25 protein-coding genes and 1 tRNA gene are annotated in these 23,967 nt (G+C 71.8%); 13 read left to right on the forward strand and 13 right to left on the reverse strand.

All coding sequences use genetic code 11. The features are described 5' to 3' along the window. Nucleotides 1–12: 12 nt before the first annotated feature. Both murJ and IEX89_RS09350 read right to left on the reverse strand, forming a co-directional pair. Nucleotides 13–1,569 (reverse strand): murein biosynthesis integral membrane protein MurJ, encoded by a 1,557-nt coding sequence (gene murJ / locus IEX89_RS09345; protein WP_188912069.1) that lies wholly within the window; start codon nt 1,567–1,569, stop codon nt 13–15. A gap of 19 nt (nt 1,570–1,588) precedes the next feature. Next, a complete protein-coding gene (locus tag IEX89_RS09350) occupies nt 1,589–2,236 on the reverse strand; it encodes a DsbA family protein (protein ID WP_188912071.1) in 648 nt (215 codons plus the stop codon). A 215-nt stretch (nt 2,237–2,451) separates the two neighbouring features. Between IEX89_RS09350 and IEX89_RS09355 the strand changes: the two genes are divergently transcribed. After that, nucleotides 2,452–2,712 carry a hypothetical protein gene (locus IEX89_RS09355; RefSeq protein ID WP_188912073.1) on the forward strand — a complete coding sequence of 87 codons (261 nt, stop codon included), beginning with the start codon at nt 2,452–2,454 and terminating at the stop codon, nt 2,710–2,712. 38 nt (nt 2,713–2,750) lie between these two features. Here IEX89_RS09355 and ruvA read toward each other — a convergent pair whose 3' ends face one another. Both ruvA and ruvC read right to left on the reverse strand, forming a co-directional pair. Continuing rightward, complete coding sequence (gene ruvA, locus IEX89_RS09360) at nt 2,751–3,365, reverse strand: Holliday junction branch migration protein RuvA (RefSeq protein WP_188912075.1); 615 nt, start codon at nt 3,363–3,365, stop codon at nt 2,751–2,753. A 4-nt stretch (nt 3,366–3,369) separates the two neighbouring features. Further along, nucleotides 3,370–3,879: a crossover junction endodeoxyribonuclease RuvC gene (ruvC, locus tag IEX89_RS09365; RefSeq protein ID WP_188912076.1), complete on the reverse strand. Its 510-nt coding sequence runs from the start codon at nt 3,877–3,879 to the stop codon at nt 3,370–3,372. A gap of 60 nt (nt 3,880–3,939) precedes the next feature. Here ruvC and IEX89_RS09370 point away from each other — a divergent pair, with 60 nt between their 5' ends. The 3 genes from IEX89_RS09370 (at nt 3,940) to IEX89_RS09380 (ending at nt 6,989) form a co-directional block, all read left to right on the forward strand. After that, nucleotides 3,940–4,719, forward strand: a complete 780-nt coding sequence (locus tag IEX89_RS09370) for a sulfite exporter TauE/SafE family protein (protein WP_244645242.1) — start codon at nt 3,940–3,942, stop codon at nt 4,717–4,719. A gap of 193 nt (nt 4,720–4,912) precedes the next feature. After that, nucleotides 4,913–6,460, forward strand: a complete 1,548-nt coding sequence (locus IEX89_RS09375) for a leucyl aminopeptidase (protein WP_188912077.1) — start codon at nt 4,913–4,915, stop codon at nt 6,458–6,460. Nucleotides 6,461–6,536: 76 nt separating this feature from the next. After that, a complete protein-coding gene (locus tag IEX89_RS09380; RefSeq protein ID WP_188912079.1) occupies nt 6,537–6,989 on the forward strand; it encodes a DNA polymerase III subunit chi in 453 nt (150 codons plus the stop codon). Between the two features lie 19 nt (nt 6,990–7,008). Here IEX89_RS09380 and IEX89_RS09385 read toward each other — a convergent pair whose 3' ends face one another. From IEX89_RS09385 to IEX89_RS09425, 9 genes are all read right to left on the reverse strand, one after another. Next, entirely contained in the window at nt 7,009–7,884 is an 876-nt protein-coding gene (locus IEX89_RS09385; protein ID WP_244645281.1) for an AraC family transcriptional regulator, read from the reverse strand. 59 nt (nt 7,885–7,943) lie between these two features. Next, on the reverse strand, nt 7,944–8,579 hold the full coding sequence (locus IEX89_RS09390; RefSeq protein ID WP_188912083.1) for an HD domain-containing protein: 636 nt from the start codon (nt 8,577–8,579) through the stop codon (nt 7,944–7,946). 5 nt (nt 8,580–8,584) lie between these two features. After that, nucleotides 8,585–9,199 (reverse strand): DNA-3-methyladenine glycosylase I, encoded by a 615-nt coding sequence (locus tag IEX89_RS09395; protein WP_188912085.1) that lies wholly within the window; start codon nt 9,197–9,199, stop codon nt 8,585–8,587. Beyond that, on the reverse strand, nt 9,196–10,011 hold the full coding sequence (locus tag IEX89_RS09400) for a MipA/OmpV family protein (RefSeq protein WP_188912087.1): 816 nt from the start codon (nt 10,009–10,011) through the stop codon (nt 9,196–9,198). Before IEX89_RS09400 ends, IEX89_RS09395 begins: the two co-directional genes overlap by 4 nt. Before the next feature lie 61 nt (nt 10,012–10,072). Further along, nucleotides 10,073–10,978, reverse strand: a complete 906-nt coding sequence (gene ygfZ / locus IEX89_RS09405; protein ID WP_188912089.1) for a CAF17-like 4Fe-4S cluster assembly/insertion protein YgfZ — start codon at nt 10,976–10,978, stop codon at nt 10,073–10,075. A gap of 85 nt (nt 10,979–11,063) precedes the next feature. Beyond that, nucleotides 11,064–11,969 (reverse strand): 3-hydroxyisobutyrate dehydrogenase, encoded by a 906-nt coding sequence (gene mmsB / locus IEX89_RS09410; RefSeq protein ID WP_188912091.1) that lies wholly within the window; start codon nt 11,967–11,969, stop codon nt 11,064–11,066. Continuing rightward, nucleotides 11,966–12,349: a DUF5367 family protein gene (locus tag IEX89_RS09415; protein WP_188912093.1), complete on the reverse strand. Its 384-nt coding sequence runs from the start codon at nt 12,347–12,349 to the stop codon at nt 11,966–11,968. The genes mmsB and IEX89_RS09415 overlap by 4 nt, the downstream gene beginning before the upstream one ends. A gap of 16 nt (nt 12,350–12,365) precedes the next feature. Continuing rightward, nucleotides 12,366–13,655 carry a UDP-N-acetylglucosamine 1-carboxyvinyltransferase gene (gene murA / locus IEX89_RS09420; RefSeq protein ID WP_188912095.1) on the reverse strand — a complete coding sequence of 430 codons (1,290 nt, stop codon included), beginning with the start codon at nt 13,653–13,655 and terminating at the stop codon, nt 12,366–12,368. A 115-nt stretch (nt 13,656–13,770) separates the two neighbouring features. After that, nucleotides 13,771–13,932: a hypothetical protein gene (locus IEX89_RS09425; protein WP_188912097.1), complete on the reverse strand. Its 162-nt coding sequence runs from the start codon at nt 13,930–13,932 to the stop codon at nt 13,771–13,773. A 197-nt stretch (nt 13,933–14,129) separates the two neighbouring features. Here IEX89_RS09425 and hemA point away from each other — a divergent pair, with 197 nt between their 5' ends. From hemA to IEX89_RS09470, 9 genes are all read left to right on the forward strand, one after another. Further along, complete coding sequence (gene hemA, locus IEX89_RS09430) at nt 14,130–15,359, forward strand: 5-aminolevulinate synthase (RefSeq protein ID WP_188912099.1); 1,230 nt, start codon at nt 14,130–14,132, stop codon at nt 15,357–15,359. Between the two features lie 103 nt (nt 15,360–15,462). Next, nucleotides 15,463–15,537, forward strand: a tRNA-Thr gene (locus IEX89_RS09435). A gap of 297 nt (nt 15,538–15,834) precedes the next feature. After that, nucleotides 15,835–16,077 carry a hypothetical protein gene (locus tag IEX89_RS09440; protein ID WP_188912101.1) on the forward strand — a complete coding sequence of 81 codons (243 nt, stop codon included), beginning with the start codon at nt 15,835–15,837 and terminating at the stop codon, nt 16,075–16,077. 25 nt (nt 16,078–16,102) lie between these two features. Further along, nucleotides 16,103–17,122 (forward strand): zinc-dependent alcohol dehydrogenase family protein, encoded by a 1,020-nt coding sequence (locus tag IEX89_RS09445; RefSeq protein WP_188912103.1) that lies wholly within the window; start codon nt 16,103–16,105, stop codon nt 17,120–17,122. Between the two features lie 273 nt (nt 17,123–17,395). After that, a complete protein-coding gene (locus IEX89_RS09450) occupies nt 17,396–18,151 on the forward strand; it encodes a 2OG-Fe dioxygenase family protein (RefSeq protein ID WP_188912105.1) in 756 nt (251 codons plus the stop codon). Then, nucleotides 18,151–19,662 carry a class I tRNA ligase family protein gene (locus IEX89_RS09455; RefSeq protein WP_188912106.1) on the forward strand — a complete coding sequence of 504 codons (1,512 nt, stop codon included), beginning with the start codon at nt 18,151–18,153 and terminating at the stop codon, nt 19,660–19,662. Before IEX89_RS09450 ends, IEX89_RS09455 begins: the two co-directional genes overlap by 1 nt. Beyond that, nucleotides 19,662–20,948, forward strand: a complete 1,287-nt coding sequence (locus IEX89_RS09460) for a SidA/IucD/PvdA family monooxygenase (protein ID WP_188912108.1) — start codon at nt 19,662–19,664, stop codon at nt 20,946–20,948. Before IEX89_RS09455 ends, IEX89_RS09460 begins: the two co-directional genes overlap by 1 nt. Beyond that, the gene (locus tag IEX89_RS09465; RefSeq protein ID WP_188912110.1) at nt 20,945–22,927 is read left to right on the forward strand and encodes a WD40 repeat domain-containing protein; all 1,983 of its coding nucleotides are present in this window, start codon (nt 20,945–20,947) and stop codon (nt 22,925–22,927) included. The genes IEX89_RS09460 and IEX89_RS09465 overlap by 4 nt, the downstream gene beginning before the upstream one ends. Nucleotides 22,928–22,959: 32 nt before the next feature. Continuing rightward, nucleotides 22,960–23,838, forward strand: a complete 879-nt coding sequence (locus IEX89_RS09470; protein WP_188912112.1) for a DMT family transporter — start codon at nt 22,960–22,962, stop codon at nt 23,836–23,838. Nucleotides 23,839–23,967: the final 129 nt, after the last annotated feature.

The raw sequence follows: 23,967 nt of genomic DNA on the forward strand, positions 1-23,967 counted from the left end.
GGAGCGTGCGTGTCACGGGGCTTCGGGCGGGGATTTCCTCGGCCCGCCGGCCAGATCGGCGCGGGTCACGGCGCCCAGCGCGACGGCCGCCAGCGCGTAGAGCGCGCCGCCGCCGATGCAGGCGAGGGCGAGGGGAAGCGGCCGGCCGAGATCGATTCCTGCGCTCGCCGCGAGAACGAGCGCGCCCGCCATGATCGCGCTGGCGAGCGCAGCACGCCCCAGGCGGGCCACGAGGCGCGCGTCCGGCCGCCAGCCCTCGACGCGCATGGCGACGATGGCGAGCGCGCCGGCCTGGACGAGGAGCCCGGCGGCGACGCCGAGCCCGAGACCGAGCGGGCCGAGGGCGGGCGTGAGCAGGAAGCAGGCCGCGAGCGTCGCGGCGATCGCCGCCATCGTCGCGACGAGGCCCGGGCGGGCGCGCTCGCGGGCGAAGGCGCCCTGCTGGAGGATCTTCGCCGCCGCCGCCAGCGGCAGGCCGAGGGCGAGGCCCGCGAGGATCGCCGCCGTCGCCATCGCGTCGGCCTCTCCGAAGGCGCCGCGTACGAAGAGCACGCGCACGATGGGCTCGGCGAGGACGAGGAGCCCCGTCGCGGCGGGCAGAGCGAGGATCGCCGTCGCCTCGAGGGCCCGGTTCTGCGCCGCCGCGAAGCCGCCGGAATCCCCCGCGCGCACGCGGGTCGCGAGCCGCGGCAGCAGCACCGTCGTCGCCACGCTCGCCACGATGCCGAGCGGCAGCTGCACCAGGCGCTCCGCATAATAGAGCCGCGCGACGAGGCCCGGCGTGAAGGAGGCGGCCTGCGTCGCCGCGAGGAAGACGAGCTCGACGCTCGCCACCGTGACGAGCGCCGGCCCGACGAGCGCGAGCGCGGTGCGCAGCTCCGGCCCGAGCCGCGGGAGGGCGAGGGTCACGGCCCCGATCCGTCGCGCGGCGACGGCGACGATGGCGAGCTGAACGAAGCCCGCCAGCGCCACGCTCCCTGCGAGCGGGCGGGCGAGGAGCTCCGGGTCCGCCGTGAGGCGGGGCAGCAGCAGGAGCGAGGCGATCAGCACGAGGTTCGTCGCGAGCGGCGCGAGCGCGAGCGCCGCGACCCGCTCGCGCGCGGCGAGCATCGCGGCGAGAAGCCCCGCGCAGCCGAAGCCCACGATCCCCGGCAGCGCGAGCCGCGCGAGCTCGGTCGTGCGCGCCACGAGGGCGGCGTCGTCCGCGAAGCCGGCGGCGACGGCGAGGACGAGCGCGCCGGCGCCGATCATGGCGAGCGCGGTGGCGAGCGCGAGCAGCAGCGCGAGGCCGCTCAACGCCTCGCCGCCGAGCCGCGCCGCGGCACGCGCGCCGTCGCGCTCGAGAACGCGGCCGTAGAGCGGCGCGAAGCCCGCGGTCAGCGCGCCCTCCGCGAGCGCGCGGCGCGCGAGGTTCGGCAGGCGGAAGGCCACCAGGAACGCGTCCGCCACCGGCCCGGCCCCGAGCGTCGCCGCGACGAGCACGTCGCGCACGAAGCCGAGCACCCGCGAGGCGAGGGTCGCGAGGGAGACGACGAGGGTCGCGGCGCGGGCGGACTCGGTGCGGGTCACGGCGGCGCCTTTCTCCTCGTCAGGCCCGCAGGTCGGCGACGATGCGGCTCTTCTCGGGAAGGTCGACATAGCCCTCCCACGCCCATGGGCCGACCAGGGTCGAGGGCGTCGCGTCGAAGCCGATCAGGCGCCCGGTGACGACGATGTCCTCCAGCGCCGGCGCGATCCCCGGCAGCGCCGCCGCGCGCCCGACCGCGTCGACGTCGAGCCCGCGCTCCTCGGCGACGGCGAGGGCGCGCGCCCCGTCGACGAGCCCGCGCGCCGCGAAGAGCGCCGTGTGGAAGCCGCGATAGGCGTCCGGCCCCGCATGCGCCAGGACGCCGAGCGCGATGGCGGCGGCCTCCTGCGAGGCGTCCGACAGGATCGGGTAGTTGGCGAGGAAGACGCCGACGCCCGGCATCGCGGCCAGGGCGTCGAGGTGCCCCGCCGACGCGCGGCACCAGGGGCAATTGTAGTCGAAGAACTCGACGAAGATCACGTCGCCGGAAACGTCGCCGACGGGCACGAGCGCGGGGCGCGTGCGCGCCTGCTCGGCGAGCTCCCCGGGGATTCGGCGCGGCACCACGGCCTCCTGCGCGTCGGCGCGCGAGGCGAACGAGGCGGCGAGCGGCGCGCCGAGGGCGGCCCCCGAGAGGAGGCCCGCGAGGGTGGCGCGACGGGTCGGCATGGGCGTCTCCAGGAGGCGATCGGCCGGCAGTCTTCCGGCGGGTGGGGCAGCTTGTCCAGCTCGCTCTTCCGCGCTCGCGATGGCGGCATCGTGGCGGGGCACGCGGAAGGAACTGAAGCGTGCATCGGCATTGACTCGCGAACCGTGCACGCTCATAGTCCTATAAACAAATCTAAACAGACGCGACTCTCGTTCATCGGACGAAAGGACGGCCCATGGCCGAGATCGTAGCTGTTCTGGCGTTTCCCGCGATCGTGCTCTCCCTGATGATCGTCGCCGCGCAGGCGCTGCGCCGGCACGAGCGGCCCGGCACCGCGGACACCGCTCGCCGACGCCTGGTCCTCGACCTGGACGAGACCCGCGTCACCGTCGATCTCGACGCCGTCGGCGCGGACGATCCGCGCGAGGTCGAGCGCGCCATCCGCGCCGCCCGGCGGAATGCGTCGGCGCGCCGGCCGACCCTCGCCGCGCGCTGATCGGGCTCATAGGCGGCCTCGAAACCGCCGCGGCTTCCTCACCGCGCCAGCTCCTTCAACCCCATCCGGATCAGCTGCGCCGTCGTCGGCGCCTCGCCTGCGGCCCTGAGCGCGGCCGCGATGGCGGCGGCGGCCTGCGACTGCCCGTAGCCGAGATTGACGAGCGCGGAGACCGCGTCCTGCGCCGGGCCGGGCTCCGGCGCGCCGTCGCCGCCCGAGAGGCCGGCCATGACCGGGTCGATGGGCGCGAAGGCGGGCGCCTTGTCCTTCATCTCGGCGACGATGCGCTGGGCGAGCTTGGGGCCGACGCCCGGCGCACGGGCGACCGCCGCCTTGTCGCCGGACGCGATCGCGGTCGCGAGCTCGGCGGGCTCGAGCACGGAGAGGATGCCGAGCGCGACCCGCGCACCCACCCCCTGGACGAGCTGGAGCAGCCTGAACCATTCGCGCTCCGGGTCGGAGCGGAAGCCGTAGAGGCGGATCATGTCCTCGCGCACCACGGTCTCGATGGACAGCACCGCCGCCTCGCCCACCGGCGGCAGGCGCTGGAGCGTGCGCGACGAGCAATGCGCCACGTAGCCGACGCCGTGGACGTCGAGGATCACGAAATCCTCGCCGTAGGCGTCCACCACGCCCTTGAGCTTGCCGATCATCCCCTCATGCCCCCAGCAAAGCCGCCTTCAGCGTGCGCGCCTTGCGATGATGCGCATGCGCGATGGCGATGGCGAGGGCGTCGGCGGCGTCCGCGCTCTTCGGGTTCGCCTTGGGCAGGAGCGCGCGCACCATGGCGGCGACCTGCGCCTTCTCCGCATGGCCGACGCCCACGACCGTCTTCTTCACCTGGTTCGCCCCGTATTCCGCGACGGGCAGGCCCGCGAGCGCCGGCACGAGCAGCGCCATGGCGCGGGCGTGCCCGAGCTTGAGCGTCGCCTGCGCGTCCTTGTTGACGAAGGTCTCCTCCACCGAGACCTCGTCGGGCGTGAAGTCGCGCACGATGGCGGTGAGCCCGTCGTGGAGCTGCTTGAGCCTCAGCGCCAGATCGAGGTCGCCGTCGGACTGGATCACGCCGGAGGCGACGTAGGACAGCTTCGTGCCCTCTACCGCGACGAGCCCCCAGCCCGTCTTGCGCAAGCCGGGGTCGATGCCGAGAATGCGGATGATGTCCATCGTCGGGAAGGCCGATTCGGTGAGGGGCGCGGGAACGTCGCGCGAACGAAGGAGTCGCGCGTGTCGGACGTGCTTGTCAATATCGGCGTGCCGGCGCAGCTCGCCGGCTTCCCGCTCTGGTTCGCGGCGGTCGCCGCCTTCGTCGCCGCGACGGCGCGTGGCTTCGCGGGCTTCGGCGCCGGGCTGATCTTCATGCCGCTCGCCTCCGCCACGCTCGGTCCGCAGGTGGCGGCGCCGGTGCTGCTCCTCCTCGACACGGTGCTCATCGCCCCCTTCGTCCCCGCGGCCTGGCGCGCCTGCGACAGGCGCGCCGTCTCGGTGATGACGCTCGGCGCCTATCTCGGCGTCCCGGCGGGGGCGGCGGCGCTCGTGTGGGTGGAGGAGATCACCATGCGCTGGCTCCTCGTCGCGCTCATCGTCGCGCTGCTGGCGCTCCTCGTCTCGGGCTTCCGCTATCGCGGGCGCCCGAAGCCGCCGCTCACCGCGGGCGTGGGCGTCCTCTCGGGCTTCCTCTCCGCGGCGGCGCAGGTGGGCGGGCCGCCGGCCATCGCCTATTGGCTGGGCTCGCAGGCGAAGGCCGCGCAGGTGCGCGCGAACCTCGTCGTCTTCGTCGTCCTCGCGGCGCTGGGCACCGCGGTCGCCTACGTCGCCGGCGGGCTCCTGACGCCGGCGATCCTCGCCACCGCCCTCGTGATCGCGCCGTTCTACGGGGCGGGGCTGTTCCTCGGCTCGCGGCTCTTCGGGCTCGCCTCCGAGACGCTGTTCCGGCGCATCTGCTACGCGCTGATCGCGCTCGCGGCGATCGTCTCTCTGCCCTCGCTCGACGGCGTCTTGCGCTGAGGGCGAGGGCGAGCCTCCGCCGATGCCCGCGGATGCCATGCCCACGGATGCCATGCCCACGGATGCCATGGCGAGACGGCGCCCCGCGCACTTGTCCTGCGCGAGCCATCGGCTAACTTGTCGCGAAAGCGTCGCGAAAGCGTCGCGAATCGCGCGATCCCCGCTCGCGCGCGCATCCCCACACGAGGTTTCCATGGCCGAGCCGCTGAAGATCGACTTCATCTCCCCCGCCCTGCCCGACAGCGGCGATCTCGTCGTGTTCGTCGGCGACGATCTCGCGCTCGGGCCGGTGGCCGCGGAGACGCTGGGCGAGGCGGCCTCCCTCGTCGCGCGTGCCGCCAAGTCGGAGAAGTTCAAGGGCAAGTGGAAGAGCGTGATGTCCATCGCCCAGCCCGCCGGGCTCGCGGTGGACCGGCTCGTGGTCGTCGGGATCGGCGGCGCCAAGGAGCGCGCGGAGCTCGATTTCGCCCTGCTCGGCGGCGTCGTCGCGGGGCGCACCGCGGGCCGCACCGCGACCGTGATCTGCGATCTCCCCGAGGTCGCGGCCGGCCCCGAGGAGGTCGCCGAGATCAGCCTCGGCGCGCGCCTGCGGGCCTATGCCTTCGACCGCTACAAGTCGAAGAAGGGCAAGAAGTCCAAGGGTGAGGGCAAGAGCGAAAGCAAGGCCGACGAGAAGGGCGGGGACGACGCCGAGGACATGACCGGCGGTCGCCTCTCTCTCGCCTGCGCCGATCCGTCGGCGACGAAGAAGGCCGCGAAGATCCGCGAAGGCCTCGCCGAGGGCGTGACGCTCGCCCGCGATCTCGTCAACGAGCCCGCCAACGTGCTCGGCCCCGTGGAATTCGCCGACATGGCGAAGTCCCTCGAGAAGGTGGGCGTCGAGGTCGAGATCCTCGACGAGAAGCAGCTCGCCAAGATCGGCATGCGCGCGCTGCTCGGCGTCGCGCAGGGCTCCGAGCGTCCCGCCCGCGTCGCCATCATGCGCTGGAACGGCGGGGGCAAGAAGGACAAGCCCATCGCCTTCATCGGCAAGGGCGTCGTCTTCGACACCGGCGGCATCTCGATCAAGCCCGCCGGCGGCATGGAGGACATGAAGGGCGACATGGCGGGTGCGGCCTGCGTCGTCGGCCTCATGCATGCGCTCGCCTCGCGCAAGGCGAAGGCCAACGTGATCGGCGCCATCGGCCTCGTGGAGAACATGCCCGACGGCCGCGCCCAGCGCCCCGGCGACATCGTCGAGACGCTCTCGGGCATTACGGTCGAGGTGATCAACACCGACGCCGAGGGCCGCCTCGTCCTCGCCGACGTCATCACCTACGTCCGCGACCGGTTCGAGCCCGCCTTCATGATCGACCTCGCGACGCTGACGGGCGCGATCCTCGTCGCGCTCGGCAACGAGCACGCCGGCCTGTTCTCCAACGACGACACGCTGGCCGAGCGCCTCCACGCCGCTGGCCTCGCGACGGGCGAGAAGGTCTGGCGCATGCCGCTCGGGCCCGCCTACGACAAGATGATCGAGTCGAAGGTCGCGGACATCAAGAACGTCGGCGGCGGGCGCAATGCCGGCTCGATCACGGCTGCGCAGTTCCTCAAGCGCTTCGTCGAGGACACGCCGTGGGCGCATCTCGACATCGCCGGCACGGGCATGGGCGCGGCGCAGACCGAGATCTCGCGCACCTTCGGCTCCGGCTACGGCGTGCGCCTGCTCGACCGCCTCGTGCGCGACCATTACGAGGGCTGAGGCGGCCCGGCCCCTTCGGCCAGGAGCGCGGCGGCGGCGCGGGTGACGCGGCCGCCGGGCTCTGCCATAACGCGGCATGAGCGACGTCTGGTTCTACCATCTCCAGCGGGCGAGCCTCGAGGAGACGCTGCCGCGCCTCGTGACGAAGGCGCGCGGCGCGGGCTGGCGCGTGGCGATCCGCACGACGAGCCCGGAGCGGCGCGACGCCCTCGACGACCTGCTCTGGACCTTCGAGGACGACGGCTTCCTGCCCCACGCCACGGAAGCCGACCCGCAGGCCGCCGCGGAGACGGTGCTGATCCAAGCGTCCGGCGCCGATCTCAACGCGCCCGACGCCGTGCTCCTCGTCGACGGCGCGCCGATGCCCGACGATCCCGCGCGCTACCAGCGCGTCATCCTGATCTTCGACGGCAACGACGACGCGGCGCTGGCCGCCGCGCGCGAGCGCTGGCGCGCGGTGAAGTCCGCGGGCCACCAGGCCTCGTACTGGGCGCAGGACGAGAGCGGGCGCTGGGTGAAGAAGGCCTGAGCCGCCGGCCGCGCCGACTTCACGCCGCGAGGGCGGCGTAGGCGCCCGGCGTGATGCCCATGCGCGCCTTGAAGACGCGGTTGAGGTGGCTCTGGTCGTAGAAGCCCGCCTCCGTCGCCACCGCCGCCGGTGGCTCCCCCGCGATCAGCAGGCGACGTGCGGCCCGCACCCGGCGATCGACCTGGTAGGCGTGGGGGGTGAGCCCCGTCTCGGCCTTGAAGGCGCGGATGAGATGCGTGCGCGAGAGCCCCGCCTCGGCGGCGAGCCCGTCGAGGCCGATCTCCTCGGCGAAGCGCGCGTCGATGAATGCGCGGGCCCGCCCGACGCCCCGGCGCTCGCCCGTCGCGGGACGCGGCGCGCCGTCGAGATCGCCGTGGCGCGCGATCAGGCGTCCGAGGAAGGCGAGGAGCCGCTCGTCGGTCTCGAGCGTGCCCGCGCCGTGATCGGCCGCACCGAGCGCGTCGTGCAGGGCGGCGAGCTCCGCCACGAGGGCGGGGTCCTCGACGACGGAGGGCGCGAACCACGGCGCGCGGGGCAGCGTGCGCCCGGCGACGTCCTCCGCCACCTCGCGCATCAGCGCGGCCGAGGGGTAGAGCGTGCGATAGACGAAATAGCCGCCGTGCGGCGCGCCGTCGTGCGCCTCGTCCGGCGAGACGAGGCACAGCGAACCCGCGGGCGCGTAGTTCTGCACGCCGCGTCGCCAGAAGGTCTCGCAGCCCGCGACGATGCCGGCGATGGCGTAGGTCTCGTGCGTGTGGCGCGCATAGGCGTGCCGGCGGAAGCGCGCCGCCAGGCAATCGAGCCCGGCATAGCGCTCCACGCGCCAGAACCGCGCCACGTCGCCGGAGGCGGCGAGCGCGGGATCGAGATCGTGGAGCGGCTCGGCGGGCGGCATGATCGGCACGGTAGCGCCTTCGCGCGGGCCTGTCTGCGACGAAAGCGTCACGCGGCCCGTCACGCGCCTCGGCACGCCGCCGCCAGGGCCGCGCAGCGCTCGGCGAAACGCGCCTGCGCGACCTCGGCCGGCCAGGGCGCGAGCCAGGCCCGCACGTCCGCCGGCGCGCCGTCGGGCGTGCCGAAGAAGGCGCGGGCCTCCGCGTCCGCGAAGCCGGCGAGCCGCGTCGCCTCGAGGTAGGCGGCGGTGCGGTCGGCGCGCTTGGTGAGCTTCACGAGCGCCTGGGAGGGCGTGGCGCGCAGGCCGAAATGCAGGCGGATGGCGGCGAGGAGGCGCGCCTCCACCTCCTTGTAGACGTCCCCGATCACGGCCTTGAACGGCGAGATCATGTCGCCGATCACGTATTCCGGCGCGTCGTGCAGGAGGATGCCGAGCCGCTCGTCGGGCCGCGCCTCGGGAGCGAGCGCCTGCGCGATCTCCTCGACGAGCAGCGAATGCTGGGCGACGGAAAAGATCCGGTCCCCCCGCGTCTGGCCGTTCCAGCGCGCGACGCGGGCGAGGCCGTGGGCGATGTCGTCGAGCTCGACGTCGAGCGGCGAGGGGTCGAGAAGGTCGAGGCGCCGGCCCGAGAGCATGCGCTGCCAGGCGCGCGGCGCGGCCTCTCGGCGCGGCTTCGAGGACGGCGTGCGGGCCATGGCCTTCAGCGCGGCGTCGCCAGGGCCGCGCATTCCGCGTGGCGGAAGCAGCCCACGAGGTGGTCGTTGGTCATGCCGGTCGCCTGCATGAAGGCGTAGACGATGGTGGGGCCGCAGAAGCCGAAGCCCTCGGCCTTGAGCGCCTTCGCCATCTTCTCGGCGGCGGGCGTCTTCGTCGGCGATTCGGCGCGCGTGCGGAGGCACGGCTGCACGGGTGTGCCGTCGACGAAATCCCACAGGAAGGTCGAGAAGGAGCCGCGCTCCTGGATGGCGAGCCAGGCCCGCGCGCCGCGGATCGTCGCCTCGATCTTGGCGCGATTGCGCACGATGCCGGGGTCCGCCATCAGGTCCGCGATCTTCGCCTCGTCCCAGCGCACGATACGCTCGGGCTCGAACCCGTCGAACACCGCGCGAAAATGCGGGCGCTTGCGCAGGATCGTGATCCAGGAGAGGCCCGCCTGGAAGCCGTCGAGGATCAGCTTCTCGAACAGCGCGCGATCGTCCCGCTCGGGCACGCCCCAATCGGTGTCGTGATAGGCGACGTAGAGCGGGTCCGTGCCCGGCCACCAGCAGCGATCGCGCCCGTCCGCGTGACGGACGAGGGAGCCGTCGGCGTTCACCGCCGCGGCCCGAAGGGCGAGACGTCGAAGGAATAGGACAGGCCGACGCCCGCGCCGAACTGGTCGCGCGAGCCGCGGAAGCGCACGAGCGGCGCCTCCGCCACGTCGCCCATCAGGCGGTCGTAGCGGGCATAGCCGAGCGCGGTCCAGGACTGGGTGAGCGCCACCTGCGCCGAGGCGAGAACGCCGATGGAGCGCAGGCCGGCATCCGGATCGTAGGTCGGCAGGCCCGAGCGCGCCGATTGCGCGGCGTCGACGCCGAAATAGGTGTCCATGTAGTCGTCGCTGGCGAGCCGGACGCGCGGGCCCACCGACAGCGTCCAGGTCGGCTCAGGGCGCACGACGTAGTCGACGCCGAGATCGGTGAGGATGCCCTCGTGCCCGTTGAAGCCGCGACGCACCTCGGCGGAGAGGCGCAGGACGTCGGAGGCCCAGATCTCGGCGAACACGCCGATCTCGCCCGCCCAATCCACGTCGCCCAGCCCACGCAGGTCGCGCGAATCGTCTTCGTCCCGCGCGCCGCGGAACGCGCCGACGATGCCGACGCGCAGCCGATCGTGCTCGAGGAGGCCAAGCCGCAGCCCGTCGTCGGGCGCCTTCCAGGTGGCGGCGGTGCCGGCGCGGCGAACCGAGAAGATCGGCAGCGGCCGGAAGCGCATCTCGTCCGAGCCCTCGAAGACCGGAGCGGCCACGCCGCGCGCGCCGACGGTCACGGTCCAGTCTCCCCGCAGGAAGTCGAAGGCGTGGGAGGGCGTGGCGGCACAGACGACGAGAGCTGCGCCGGCGGCGAGGACGAGCGGGCGGACGGGCATCGTGTCGGGGACTCCGTGAGACGCGACTGGAGGAGCGTCTACGAGACTTGAAGGAAAGCGGTCAATCCTTCGTTAACGCCTCGATCCCCGCCGGCGTCTCGAAGCGCACGAAGCGCGGCCGCAAGAGCGTGAGCTTTCGCCCGCCGGCGCGGATCTCCACGCCCTCGGCGAGCGCGTCCCCGACGCGGTCGAGACGGACCATCACGAGCCCGCGCCCGCCCGCGGACGAACCGGCCTTGCCGATCGTGCGCTCGCCGGCCAGGACGTCGGCGCCGGTCTCCGGAGCGAGATCGTCCTCGTAAGTCGCTGGCAGGATGCGCGTTCTCGCGGTGCCGCGATGCTGCATGCGCGAGACCACCTCCTGGCCGACATAGCAGCCCTTCTCGAAGTCGACGCCGGCGACCTGGTCCATCAGCGCCTCGTGCGGGAAGGTCTCGCCGAAGAGATAGTCCTTGCCGCCCTCCGGCACGCCGCACGCGATCCGGTGCGCATGGTAGTCCTGCGGCTGTGCATCGGCGAGACCTGCGACGGATGATCGCGGGACGATCGCGCGCCATCCCAGATCCGCGAGGCGCGGGTCGGTGCCGGCGACGATCGCCTCGCCCACGGGCGGCGGTGCGTCCCATCCGGCGAGCACCGCCCGCTCGGCCGACACGTCTGCGATCGCGACCTTGGCGCGCAGCCTGTAGAAGGTCAGGCGCTTGGCGAGATCGGCGGCGAAGGCCGCCGGCGTGTCGAGGAGGAACGCCTGCCCGTCCTCGCCCTCACCCTCGGCGCCGCCTCTGGGGACCCTGTGGATCAGGAAGTCGAACAGGATCTTGCCCTGCGGCGTCAGCAGCGCGCCGAAGAGCGGGCTCGCGCACCCCTCGGCGTCGACGTCGCAGGTGACGAGCCCGTCGAGGAACGAGGCCGCCTGCGGCCCGGAGACCTCCAGGACGGCGCGATCGGCGAGATGGACGACGGGCATGGGGGTGACGCTCCCGGGCGTGCTGCGGCGAGGCTTTCGACCGGCCCGATCTAGGCATCGCCGCCGGTCCGCTCAAGGCGCGCGATCAGCCGGCCTTTCCGCCGTCTGCCTGCGCCTGCCCGCGCAGCCATTCGATGATGGCGGAGAAGTCGCGCCCGCCGTTGCCCTGCCCCGCGAAGAGCGCGTAGAGCTGCGCCGCCTCCGCGCCGAGCGGCGTGGCCGCGCCGGAGGCGTTGGCGGCGGCCTGGGCGAGGCGCAGGTCTTTCAGCATGAGGTCGGCGGCGAAGCCCGGCGCGTAGCCCTTGTTCGCCGGCGAGGTCGGGACCGGGCCCGGTACCGGGCAGTAGGTCGTGAGCGACCAGCACTGGCCAGAGGAGGTCGAGGCGACGTCGAAGAGCGCCTGGTGCGACAGGCCGAGCTTCTCGCCGAGCGCGAAGGCCTCCGCGACGCCGATCATCGAGATGCCGAGGATCATGTTGTTGCAGATCTTCGCCGCCTGGCCGGCGCCCGGGCCGCCGCAATGGACGACCTTCTTGCCCATGGCCTCCAGCACCGGCTTCGCCGCCGCGAAGGCGGCGTCCGAGCCGCCCGCCATGAAGGTGAGCGTTCCCGCGCTCGCCCCGCCGACGCCGCCGGAGACGGGCGCGTCGAGCGACAGGCACCCCGCCGCCTCGGCCATGGCGTGGGCGGCGCGCGCGCTCTCCACGTCGATGGTGGAGGAATCGATGAGCAGCGCGCCCCTGGCGCAGGCCGGCAGGATCGCCTCCCACACCGCCGTCACGTGACGCCCGGCCGGCAGCATGGTGACGACGATCTGCGCGTCGGCCACCGCCTCCGCCGCGCTCGCGGCGATCGTGGCGCCCGCGGCCCGCGCCGCCTCCTGCGCCGCCGGCGCGAGGTCGAACCCGGTGACGGCGTGGCCCGCGGCCACGAGATTGCCGGCCATCGGCGCCCCCATGTTGCCGAGCCCGATGAAGGCGATCCTCGTCATGACGTCTCTCCCCGTGTCGTTCTCTTTTCCACCGCCAGCGCCCCCACGAGGGCGAAGCCGGCGACCCACAGCATCCACGAGCCGAAGACCTTGTCGAGGGCCGGATCGAGCGCGGGGAAGAACACCGCGAAATGGGAGGTCACCGCCGCCATCACGAGAAGCAGCGGCACGAGCATCAGCGCCGCCGCCCGCACCGCCTTCGCCCGCGGCCGCCCGGCGAGGGCGGGCGTCACGAGCCCGAGCGCGAGCCCCAGCACGCCACCGGCGACGAAGTTCGCCTGGAAGGCCCGTGTCGTGTCGAGGAAGAACAGCGGTCCGGCATAGTGGAAGAGCGCGAAGAGGGCGCTCGCGAGGACGATGCCGAGGAGGACGGGGCGCATGGGGGCGATCCTCTAATCACCCCCGCACCCGCTCCACCTGCGCGCCGCAGCGGGTCAGCTTCGCTTCCAGCGCCTCGAAGCCGCGGTCGAGATGGTAGACGCGGTTGATCGTGGTCTCGCCCTCGGCGGCGAGGCCGGCGATGACGAGGGAGACCGACGCGCGCAGGTCGGTGGCCATCACCGGTGCGCCGCGCAGGCGCTCGACGCCCTCGACGATGGCGACGTCGCCGTCGAGCCGGATCTTCGCGCCGAGCCGTGCGAGCTCCTGCACGTGCATGAAGCGGTTCTCGAAGATGGTCTCGCGGATGCGCGAGGCGCCCTCGGCGCGGGTCATCAGCGCCATGAGCTGCGCCTGCAGATCCGTCGGGAAGCCGGGGAAGGGCTCCGTCGTCACGTCGACGGGCGCGATGCCGGCGCCGTTGCGGGCGACGCGGATGCCCTCGTTCGTCGGCTCCACGGTGACGCCGGCCGCGACCAGCGTGTCGAGCACGCTCTGGAGGAGCGGCGCGCGGGCGCCCTCGAGCAGCACGTCGCCGCCGGCCATGGCCACCGCCATGGCGTAGGTGCCGGTCTCGATGCGGTCGGGCAGCACCTCGTGGCGCGCGCCCGAGAGCCGCGGCACGCCCTCGATGACGATGCGCGCGGTGCCGGCACCCGTGATCTTGGCGCCCATCTTCACGAGGCAGTCGGCGACGTCGACGATCTCGGGCTCGCGCGCGGCGTTCTCGATGACGGTCGTGCCGTTGGCCAGAACCGCCGCCATCAGCGCGACGTGCGTACCGGACACGGTCACCTTGGGGAAGTCGATCTCGGCGCCCTTGAGCCCCTTGGGCGTCTTGGCGACGACGTAGCCCGCGTCGATGTCGATCTGCGCGCCGAGCCGCTCGAGCGCCATGATCAGCAGGTCGACGGGACGCGTGCCGATGGCGCAGCCGCCCGGCAACGACACCCGCGCCTCGCCGAAGCGCGCCAGCAGCGGCGCGATCACCCAGAACGAGGCGCGCATGCGCGAGACGAGCTCGTAGGGCGCCGTCGTGTCGATGACGGTGGACGCGCACAGCCGCAGCGTCTGGCCGGTCTCGGCCGATTCGCCGGGGCGACGCCCCACCACCGTGTGGTCGACGCCGTGATTGCCGAGGATGCGCAGGAGGAGCTGGACGTCGGCGAGGCGCGGCACGTTGGCGAGCTCGAGCGTGTCGCCCGTGAGCAGGCTCGCGATCATCAAGGGCAGAGCGGCGTTCTTCGCACCCGAGATCGGCAGGACGCCCGAGAGGGGCGCGCCGCCCGTGATGACGATACGGTCCATGAGATCTCTTCCCGATGCTGGCGTGCGCCGATGCGCACGGGGCTGGCTCGTCCTGCGCGAACGCCTTGCGCGAGAACCTGAGGGTGATGATTGAAGGATTGGTAACAGGACCGTGTCAATTCTCGGGCGGCGCGTCCTCGTTCGTCGCGACGGGCGGTGTCCCGGCGTCGCCCGGCTTGGCCTCCCCCTTGGCGCGACCGCGGCTCTGGGCCTTGCGGCGCTTGAGGTTCTCGCGCAGGGCCGCGCGCAGGCGCGCGGCGCGCTCGTCGTCGGCCATGGCCCGGCCCTCTCCGCGGCGGTGGGGTGATCGGCGGGTCGCAGACCCGGGCGCGGCGTCGCACCCGCCCTGCGCGGCGCCCGAATGCGGCTATATTAGCCCTGGACGTGTTGATCAACGTCAAGGCAGAAAGCCGAATATGCAGGTTCGATGGCGGCGGCTCGCATCCCCCGCGACCCTCGTCCCCCGGTGAGGCCATGGACTACACGCATTATTTCGAGAGCGCCGTGGGCGCCCTGAAGTCCGAGCGGCGCTATCGCGTCTTCGCGGATCTCGAGCGCATCGCCGGTCGCTTCCCGCGCGCCACCTGGCACGGCGCGCCCGGCGGCCCGCGCGAGATCACCGTGTGGTGCTCCAACGACTATCTCGGCATGGGCCAGCACCCCGACGTGATCGAGGCGATGGCGCAGACCGCGCGCCGCTGCGGCACGGGCGCGGGCGGCACCCGCAACATCTCGGGGACGAGCCACCCGATCGTCGAGCTCGAGCGCGAGCTCGCCGACCTGCACGGCAAGGACGCCGCCCTCGTCTTCACCTCGGGCTACGTCTCGAATCAGGCCGGCATCTCCACGATCGCGCGGCTCATCCCGAACTGCCTGATCCTGTCGGACGCGCTCAACCACAATTCCATGATCGAGGGCGTGCGTCAGTCCGGCTGCGAGAAGCAGATCTGGCGCCACAACGACCTCGCCCACCTGGAGGAGCTGCTGCGCGCCGCCGGCGACCGGCCGAAGCTGATCGTCTTCGAGAGCGTCTATTCGATGGACGGCGACGTGGCGCCCATCGGCCGCATCTGCGACCTCGCCGAGCGCTACGGCGCCATGACCTATCTCGACGAGGTGCATGCCGTGGGCATGTACGGCGCCCGCGGCGCCGGCATCGCCGAGCGCGACGGGGTGATGGGCCGTATCGACGTGATCGAGGGCACGCTCGGCAAGGCCTTCGGCGTGCTCGGCGGCTACATCACGGGTCGGACGGCGGTGATCGACGCGGTGCGCTCCTACGCGCAGGGCTTCATCTTCACGACCGCCCTGCCGCCGGCGATCTGCGCCGCCGCGGCGGCCTCCGTGCGCCATCTCAAGCACTCGCGCGCGGAGCGCGAGGGCCAGCAGCGCCAGGCGGCGCGCGCCAAGGCCGTGCTGGTCGAGGCCGGCATCCCGGTCATGCCGACGCCGACCCACATCGTCCCGGTGATGGTGCGCGATCCGGAGGCCTGCAAGGCGGCCTCCGACCGCCTGCTGGAGCGCCACGGCATCTACATCCAGCCGATCAACTATCCCACCGTCCCGCGCGGCACGGAGCGCCTGCGCATCACGCCGACCCCGCTCCACGGCGAGGCCGACATCCGGCACCTGCGCGACGCCCTCGTCGAGGTCTGGACGGCGCTGGGTCTCGCCTTCGAGGAGCGCGCGCAGGCGGCCGAATGAGGGGCGCCGGGCGGGGCCGGCGCGCGCCGATTATCCCTTGCGTCCCCGCCCGCGATCCTCTATGCACCCCCCACGCCCGCCGGCCCGCCCGCGCAGGGCCTCGGCTGCCGTAGCTCAGTGGTAGAGCACTCCCTTGGTAAGGGAGAGGTCGAGAGTTCAATCCTCTCCGGCAGCACCATCGAACCCTGCATCATCGTCAGTCGAACCGCCTGCGTACGCGGTCCGTCGCACGCGGGGAACCTCGTCTCGAAACGCGGCGGACGAAACGCAATACAAACCGTCACCGCAATGCAGCCGCCACCTCCCCGCAGGAGAGGACGACGACCCGAGGGTCGGAGGGTGGGGTGGGCGGCGGGCCGCTCGGGGACGGTGCATCGTGGCCGCCCGAGGCCCTCGCCGGCACGGCCGCCGGGGCTCGACGCCCCCGTCGTCTGCGTATACCTCAGCCCTCACGCCACCCACGGGGAGACACACGATGAATGCCGAGAGCGTCGAGGCGGTGACCGCCGACATCTACGCGTCGCTCGCGAACGACAACCAGGACATCGACCTGCACATCGCGCGCCTCAAGCAGGCGCTGGCGCGGGAAGGCGCGACGCAGGCGACGTTCGATCCCGTGCGGCTCGCGCAGAACAACAGGAGCGGCCGCAAGACGATGCAGTCCTACTTCCGCAAGCGCGGCGTCACTGTCGTCTTCGCGGACAAGGCGGGCGACTGATCCCGCGTCCGGCGGAGAGGCCGCCATGGATGATCGTCGCCGCCTCGTCGTGCATGCCTTCGGCCCTCCCGCGGAGGTCGTCCGTCTGGAGCGTCGCGCCTTGGAACGGCCGCGTGCGCACGAGGTGCGCGTGCGGATGCTCCTTTCCGCGATCAACCCGTCCGACCTCGTGACGATCGCCGGCGCCTACCCGTCGCGAACGACGCTGCCCTTCGTGCCCGGCTTCGAGGGCGTGGGCGTGATCGACGCCGTCGGATCGGAGGTCGCGGATCTGCGCCCGGGAGACCGCGTCCTGCCGATCGGGAGCGCCGGCTGCTGGCAGGAGGCGAGATGCGTCGACGCCTCCTGGTGCTTCCGCGTCCCCGACGCACTGCCGGACATTTCCGCCGCGACGAGCTACGTCAACCCGCTCACGGCGCTCCTGATGATGCACGACCGCATCGGCGTGCGAGCCGGGATGCTCGTCGCGATCGACGCCGCCGGCTCGGCGATCGGGCGCATGCTCGTGCGCCTCGCGACGGAGGCCGGCGCGCACCCGCTCGCGATCGTGCGTGATGCGCGCACGCTACCCCTGCTCGACGGGCTCGGCGTCGCGCAGGCGCTCGTGCTGCCGCACGATGCAGACGCGGTCACGCTCGCCCGGATGCTGCGCGACCGGCTGGGGACCACGCGACCGCACGCCGTCCTCGACGCCGTCGGCGGCACGCTCGGAGAAGCTCTCCACGAAGTTCTCGCACCCGGCGGGCGCTTCGTTCATTACGGGCTCCTGTCCGGCCGCCCGCTGCCGCCGGACCTGCCGCGACGCCGCCCGGACGTCTCGTTCGAGCTGTTCTGGCTCAGGCGATGGGTCCACGACGAGCCGCGCGCGGTCGTCGCCGAGCGGCTCGGCGAGGCGTGGCGGCTCATCGCGCGCGGCGTGCTGGCGAGCGCCGTCGAGGCGGTGCATCCGCTCGAGGACGCGATCGGCGCCTTGCGCGGGGCCGGCAGCGCCGGTCGCCGGGGCAAGATCCTCCTCTCTCCCGTCCAGGACCACGGCCAGGCGTGAGCGTCGGGCGAGCGCTGCGACGGTCCTCGCCGCCGTTCTCCGCACGTCGGCGAAACGCTCGGTAAGGGGCGGACGCCCGGTGAGGAGCGGGTCGACACCGCTCTAAATTGCATCAATGCAAAATCAGGTTGCTCCGGCTCGAAAGAGCCGCAATATGCTTGCAAAATTGAAAGTTGTCGTAACGTGATCAGCTGTTGACTTGGTTGTAAGTGCTGCCTATTTTCCCGTCACCGAGGGTTGTCTCCCAGGCGCCCAGACAGAGGATCGGACGTCATGCAGGACTTTCATCAAGCCGGCTACTGCCACTACGATCTTTCGCCGGCTCTGGACATGTTGAACTACCGTGATGCATGGGTCGAGCTGAAGAACGCGTTCAACGACCTTCCGCGCGACCCCTACGCGAGCCAAGGTGTCCTTCGGCAGCGTCGTTATGGGTGCGGTTTCTACAAAGCCTACCTGAACGAGCTTGACTGGATGAAGTCTTCCCTCGGAAGCGAGGTCATCTACGATCAGGGCGAGTACAATCCAGAGCATCGAAATCAAGCGCGACGCTTCCCCTCGATTCCGCGGGAAATACTTCGCAACCCTGTCTTGAAGCTTCTGATCGACAACGATTTTCACAGGACGCATTTCGCAAGGGAATTCGATTCCCTATACCGCGTCGGCGTTCACCTCGTCCGCCTCGTCGTGGACCCGCAGCACCCCGTGGCCACGGTGTCGCCCGACTGCCTGCACCGCGACGGCGAGCCCTACACGTTCGCGCATCTCGTCCATCGCGAGAGCGTCGTCGGGGGCGAGAACTACATCGCCGCGGCCGATGCCGCCGGTCGCGATCCCGAGACGCTGTCGCAGGAGGAGATCCTGGCCAAGTTCGTGCTCGAGCGCGAGCTCGAGAGCTTCGGCGTCGACGACTTGCGGGTCAGCCACGCGCTCGCCGACGTGCGGCTCGCACCCAGCGCCACGCGCGGCGTGCGCGACATCGTGCTGGTCGACTTCACCCCCGTCGCCACGGTCCTCGGGCAGCACTGATGACCGCCGGCGCGCAGATCACGGGCGGGCAGCGCCACCTTCTCCTGCCGATGCAGCCCACCCCGAACGGTGCGCTGCATCTCGGACACATGTCGGGGCCCTTCCTGCAATCCGATATCGTGGCACGTCGCCTGCGCCAGCTCGGGGCGGACGTCACGGTGATGTGCGGCGCGGACGTCTACGAGAACTGGGTCCTCCTGCCGGCGCGGCAGGCCGGCGTCGACCCTGCGGAATTGTGCGAGGACAACGCCGCTCAGATCCGCAGGGACCTCGCCTATTTCGGCATCGATCTCGCGTATTGGGCGAACCCTCTCTCGCGCGCCGATCGCGAGCCCTACGAGGAGCTGCACAACCGGCTTCTCGGCGAGGCGATCGCCGCCGGCGGGCTGGAGCTGCGCACGGAGCGCGTCCCGTACTCGCGTCGCACCGGCACGCCGGTCTACGGCGTCTGGCTGCAGGGCGTCTGCCCGGGCTGCCGCGAGCCGGCCGGCGGAAACTCGTGCGAAAATTGCGGCTATCACTACCAGCCCGACGAGATCCTCGAGCCGCGCTCGCGCGACGGCGAGACGGATCTCGACTGGCGCGAGGAGCGATCCTGGTACACGGCGAGCGCTTCTCCGGCGGCGCTGGCGGAGGAGCTCGCCCGCCGCGTCCCGCAGGAGGAGTTCCGATCGCTCGCCCTCGCCTACGCGGAGGGTGCGGCACCGCGCACGCGCCTCACCGCGCCCGACGCGTGGGGCATTCCCAACCGTGTCGACGGGCACGGCGCGACGATCTGCAACACCTTCTACGGCTATTGCCACTATCTCGCCTCCGTGTTCGCGGCGCGCCGGGACCTGCCGAACCCGCTCACCGCGGCCGGTGCGGAGACGCGCGTGTGCGTCTTCGCCGGGATCGACAATCTCGCCGCTGCCTTGATCGGGCCGGCCAACATCGCGAATGCCGTCCCGGAGCTGCGCAATTTCGACGAGGTGCGCCTCTCGAAATTCCTCCTCTTCGAGAAGCGCAAGTTCTCCACCAGCCGCGTGCACGGGGTCTGGCTCCGAGACCTGGCGACGCTCGATCGGGTCCACCCCGACGAGCTGCGCCTCTACCTGGCGACGATCCTGCCGGTCTCGGAGGAGACCGATTTCGACCTTCGCGACTGCGTCGCCTTCGTGAACCGACATCGCGGCGCCTTGCGGCAGGCGCTCTCGCGCCTCGCGCGCGGCGCGGACGTCGAGCCTTTCGCTCCGGAGCACGCCGACACGAGCCCCGCGCGCCTCGCAAGCGACTATCTCGCCTTCCTCGAGGAGCCGTCGGAGGCGGACGCACGGTGGCTCTCGCGCTTCGCGTGCGTCGCGACGCCTCTCCTGCCGAGGCTCTCCGCGGAGATCGTGGCGCGCTTCGGGCCGGGCGGCGACGCCGTCCTGCCGAGCCCGCTCGGCGACGATCTCTCCGTGGAGGACCTGGCGCCGGTAGCGCGCCGGCAAGCCCCTCCCCCTTCCACCGGCACCGCTGGAGGCCGCTGATGCAGACCTGCGACGTCGCTCTCGTCGGAGCGGGACCCTCCAACCTCAGCCTCGCCGCGCATCTGGAGGGAGATCCCGGGCTCGACTGGGCACTCTTGGAGCGACGGGCCGAGCCGCGCTGGCACGAGGGCATGCTGCTCCCGGACGCGCGCCTGCAGAGCTCGCACTTCAAGGATCTCGTCTTCATGAGCGATCCTGGGAGCCCGTTCACCTTTTTCAGCTACCTACACGAGCACGGGCTCCTCTATCGCTACATCCATGCCGAGTATTCGACTCCGCTGAGGCGTGATTTCGATCGCTATCTCCAGTGGGTTTTGCTCAAGCTCGGCGAGCGCGTGTCGCTCGGCGAGGCCGCCCTGGGCCTCCACTACGAGAACGGACGGCTCGTCCTGTCCACCGACAGGCGAACGCTCGCGGCGAGAGACGTCGTCCTGGGGATGGGACACACCCCACGTATCCCCCGAACGAGCCTGGACCCCAGCGACGAGCGCGTCTTCCATTCCAGCCGCTACCGGGAGCGCAGGCGCGATCTCGGCGACTTGCGCGGACGCTCGATCGCCATCGTCGGCGGCGGCCAGTCGGCGGCGGAGATCCTCCTCGATCTCGTCTCGGACGACGACATGCCGCGGCGCCTGACCTGGCTCTCGCGCGGGCTCGCCTTCCGAATGTTCGACGAGACCGTGCTGTGCAACGACATCTATACGCCCGAATTCGCGCGGTACTTCTTCGGTAGCCCGGCCCCCGTGCGCGCACGGCTCAACGAGACCTACAAGAGCTCCTCGGACGGCATCGTCGCGGACCTGATGCTGTCGATCTTCCGGCGCTTCTACGTGCTGGACCGCGAAGGCGCCTCGCACCCCGAGAGGCGCATCCTGCTGGGACGCACGATGCAGGATCTCGCCGACGCGGGGACGGGCGAGGTGGAGATCACCTGCGAGGACGCGACGACCGGCCGGGCGGAGAGGATCACCGCCGACATCGTCGTGCTCGCCACCGGCTACGAGACCGGCTTCGGCGCGCTGGAGCCCGCGCTCGACACGCTCGCGCAGCGCGACGCACAGGGCGCTCTCGTCTTCGAGCGAGACTACACGCTGCGCCTGCGGCCGGGCATCGAGGGCGTGCGCATCTTCGCCCAGAACGCGTCCGTCGACACCTACGGCTGGGTCGATCCCAATCTGGGCGGGACGTCCTATCGCAGCGCGACGATCGCCAACGTCCTCCTGGGACGGGATCGGTACCGGAACGGCGGCAGCGCCACGTTCGTCGACTGGGGCGGCGACGCATGAGCGAGGCGCCGGCGCGAGCGCGGCTCGAGCGGATCGCCTCCTGTGCGCTTCCGACGGGCGTGAGCGGGGTGTCCAGCATCGCCTTCCTCCCCGGCGGCGATCGGATCCTCGTGGGTACCGGATCGCGGCACTACGTCGTCTACGACCGGCTCGGACGTCTCGTTCGTCAGGCATCGGCGCCGTTCTGCCCGCGCGCGACCAGCCCCTCGCCCGACGGCACGCTGCTCGTGGCCTGCGGCGAGAGCTCGGAGGTCGTCGTTCACGACGATAATCTCGAAGTCGCGCTCTCGCTGAGCGTGACCGACCGCTTCCTGAACGCAAACCTCTGGCTGGACGCAGGAGATCGTTTCGCCGTCGCCGGCGAGACCGGACGCGTCCACGAGATCTCCATGCGGGAACGTCGGGTGCTGCGCACGAGCGACCTCTCGGGCCCGATCCTCGCCCTCGCGGTGACGGGCGACGGTGCGCTGCTCGCCTCGACCTATTCCGGTCGGCTCTACCGACTCGGGTCCGGCGAGCCGCAGATCCTGCTCACGGCACCACGCGCTCTCTGGAGCGTGACGACCGCGGGCGAGAGCTGGCTCGCGGGCGGAGACGACGGACAGATCGTCTCGGGCCTCACGGGAGAGACCGCCTACGTGGCCGCCGGCGCGGTCGCGGCCCTGCGGGCGACACCTCACGGCGCCGTCCTCGCGCTGTGCCACGACGACAGCGTGCGCGCGCTTTCCCCCGACGGCGCGGTCCTGCACGCGCACCCGTCCTATCCCGGCTGGGCCGCGACGCTCGCCGTCGACGCGCCCGGCACGCGTGTCGCCCACGTCGAGCCGAGCGGCGGGGCCGTGGCCGTCGCCGAGATCCTTTGGGACGGCGACGACACTACGGAGCTGCATCCGTCGAGATCCCGACCATCCGTCCGCTTGGCGAATCGCCGCCGCATCGCCGTGGGGGAGGCGATCGGATCACCGGACGGGCGACGGATCGCGACCGACCTCGCCGCGATCCAGGACCGCATCCGCAGCCTCTACGCCGCCGGTCCGGACGGACGCGAGAGGCGGGACGATCATTCAACGGGATGGGCGCTCGCCGCGCTCGTCCTCGACGCGTGCGCCGTCCACCGCGACGGGCGTGTCGTGGTGATCCCCCATTCCGCACCGCTGCCGAGGCCCCGTGGCATCCGCGTCCCGCGGCCGGACGCCGCCCTGACGCAGCGCCGGATCGCGGCGCTGGGGCTGCAGAGCGGATTGTTCTCGCACCTGCGCGTCTGCGCCACCGCAGCGGAGCTGACGAGCGCGGACGGCGCACGGCTCGCGATCGGCTGGGCCGGCGACGACATCTTCCTGGAGTGGGATGCGAGCACCCCTCCCGGAGATCTCGAGGCGGCGTTTCCCGCGCGCGCGCTCGCCCTGCTGGACCAGTTTCCGCCCCGCTTCGTCCACGACGCATGCCGAGGCGAGCTCGCATTGGCGTGCGAGCCCTGTCCTCCCCGTGCACCGGGGCTCCTCGAGGCGGCGATGACCTTCGGCCGAGATCGCGACGCGACGCGCGCCTTGCGCGGCGTCGAGGCCGCGCGCATCCCCCTCGTGTCGATCCTCGCCGAGGACGCGCACGACGACGTCGCCGAACGGATCGTCGATCTCGTGGAGGCGCTGGGCCATCGTGCCGTTCGCCACCGGCCGGGCCGAACGGACACCGGCGACGACGGCGATCCCGTCGCGCTCCACGTCCCCGTCTTCGGGTCGCGCTCCGCCGGCTGGCAGGACCGCGCCTTCGGAACGGAGCTGGCGCGCGTCGCGAGCGCCCATCGCAGCGGGTCGCGGCAGCGCTGGCTTCCGGTGTTCGCCTCGCGCGCGGCCGAGCGCGAGGTCCGTCTGTCGGCGCACCTGCAGACCTACGACAGCCTCACCCTCGAAGATCGCTCCGAGCGCGACCTCCTCGAGATCCTGAGCGCCGCCATCCTCGCCGATCGCGCGCGCTTCTAGTCGTGCCGGCATCGATCAAGGAGCAATCCCGCATGCGGTCGAACGAGCTCGGCGCCTACGCCGCCGCCGTCGTCACCCTGTCCTTGTGGGCGTCGTCCTTCGTGGGCATACGCGTCGCCCTGGAGACCTGGACGCCGGGCGGACTCGCCCTCCTCCGCTACGTCGTCGCGGCGGGGTCGCTCCTGTGCCTGCTGCCGTTCCTCGATCTCGGCGATCGCATGAAGCCGAACCGCGCCGACGTCCTCATGTTCTCGGCCTTCGCCCTGCTCGGCGTGGTCGGCTACCATGTCGGCCTCAACATCGGCGAGCAGACCGTCACGGCGGCCACGGCGAGCTTTCTCGTCGCGCAGATCCCCCTCGTCACGCTCGTGCTGAACGCGGCCCTGTTCGGCGAGCGGCTCACGCCGGTGCGCGCCACGGGGCTCGTGGTCGGCCTCTCGGGGACGGGCATGATCCTGGTCGGCGAGGCCGAGGGGCTGTCGATCGACTTCGGCGTGCTCTGGATCGTGATGGCGATCGTCTCCGAGAGCCTGTACTTCATCTACCAGAAGCGTGCGCTCAGCCGTTTCACCCCGTTCGGCCTGAACTTCTACACGACCCTCTTCGCCGTCGTCTTCATGGCGCCGTTCCTGCTCGATCTCACGGTCGCCGGAGCGGTGGTCGATGCGGCGGCGATCGGCGTCGTCGTCTATCTCGGCATCTTCCCCGCGGCGGTGGCCTACCTCTTGTGGAGCTATGCGATCAATGCGCTCGGCGCCTCCCGCACCGCGGCCACGCTCTACGCGCTTCCGCTCGTGACCATCGCGATGGGCTTCGTGCTCATCGGCGAGCTGCCGACGACCCTGGCCATGCTCGGAGGCGGCATCGCGCTGTCGGGCGCCTATCTCTGCAGCCGCGAGCCACGCACCTGAAACACCCCGTGCGACGGTCGGAGAGGAAACAATGCATTACTTCGGATAGGGCGAAGAATCGTTGACAGCTTTCGATTGATCTACTAGTGATCGCCTTCCCCGCACGCCTGCACCACGGCGAGACGCGTG

The sequence above is a fragment of the Salinarimonas ramus genome (genome assembly GCF_014645695.1).
GTDB classification, from domain to species: domain Bacteria; phylum Pseudomonadota; class Alphaproteobacteria; order Rhizobiales; family Beijerinckiaceae; genus Salinarimonas; species Salinarimonas ramus.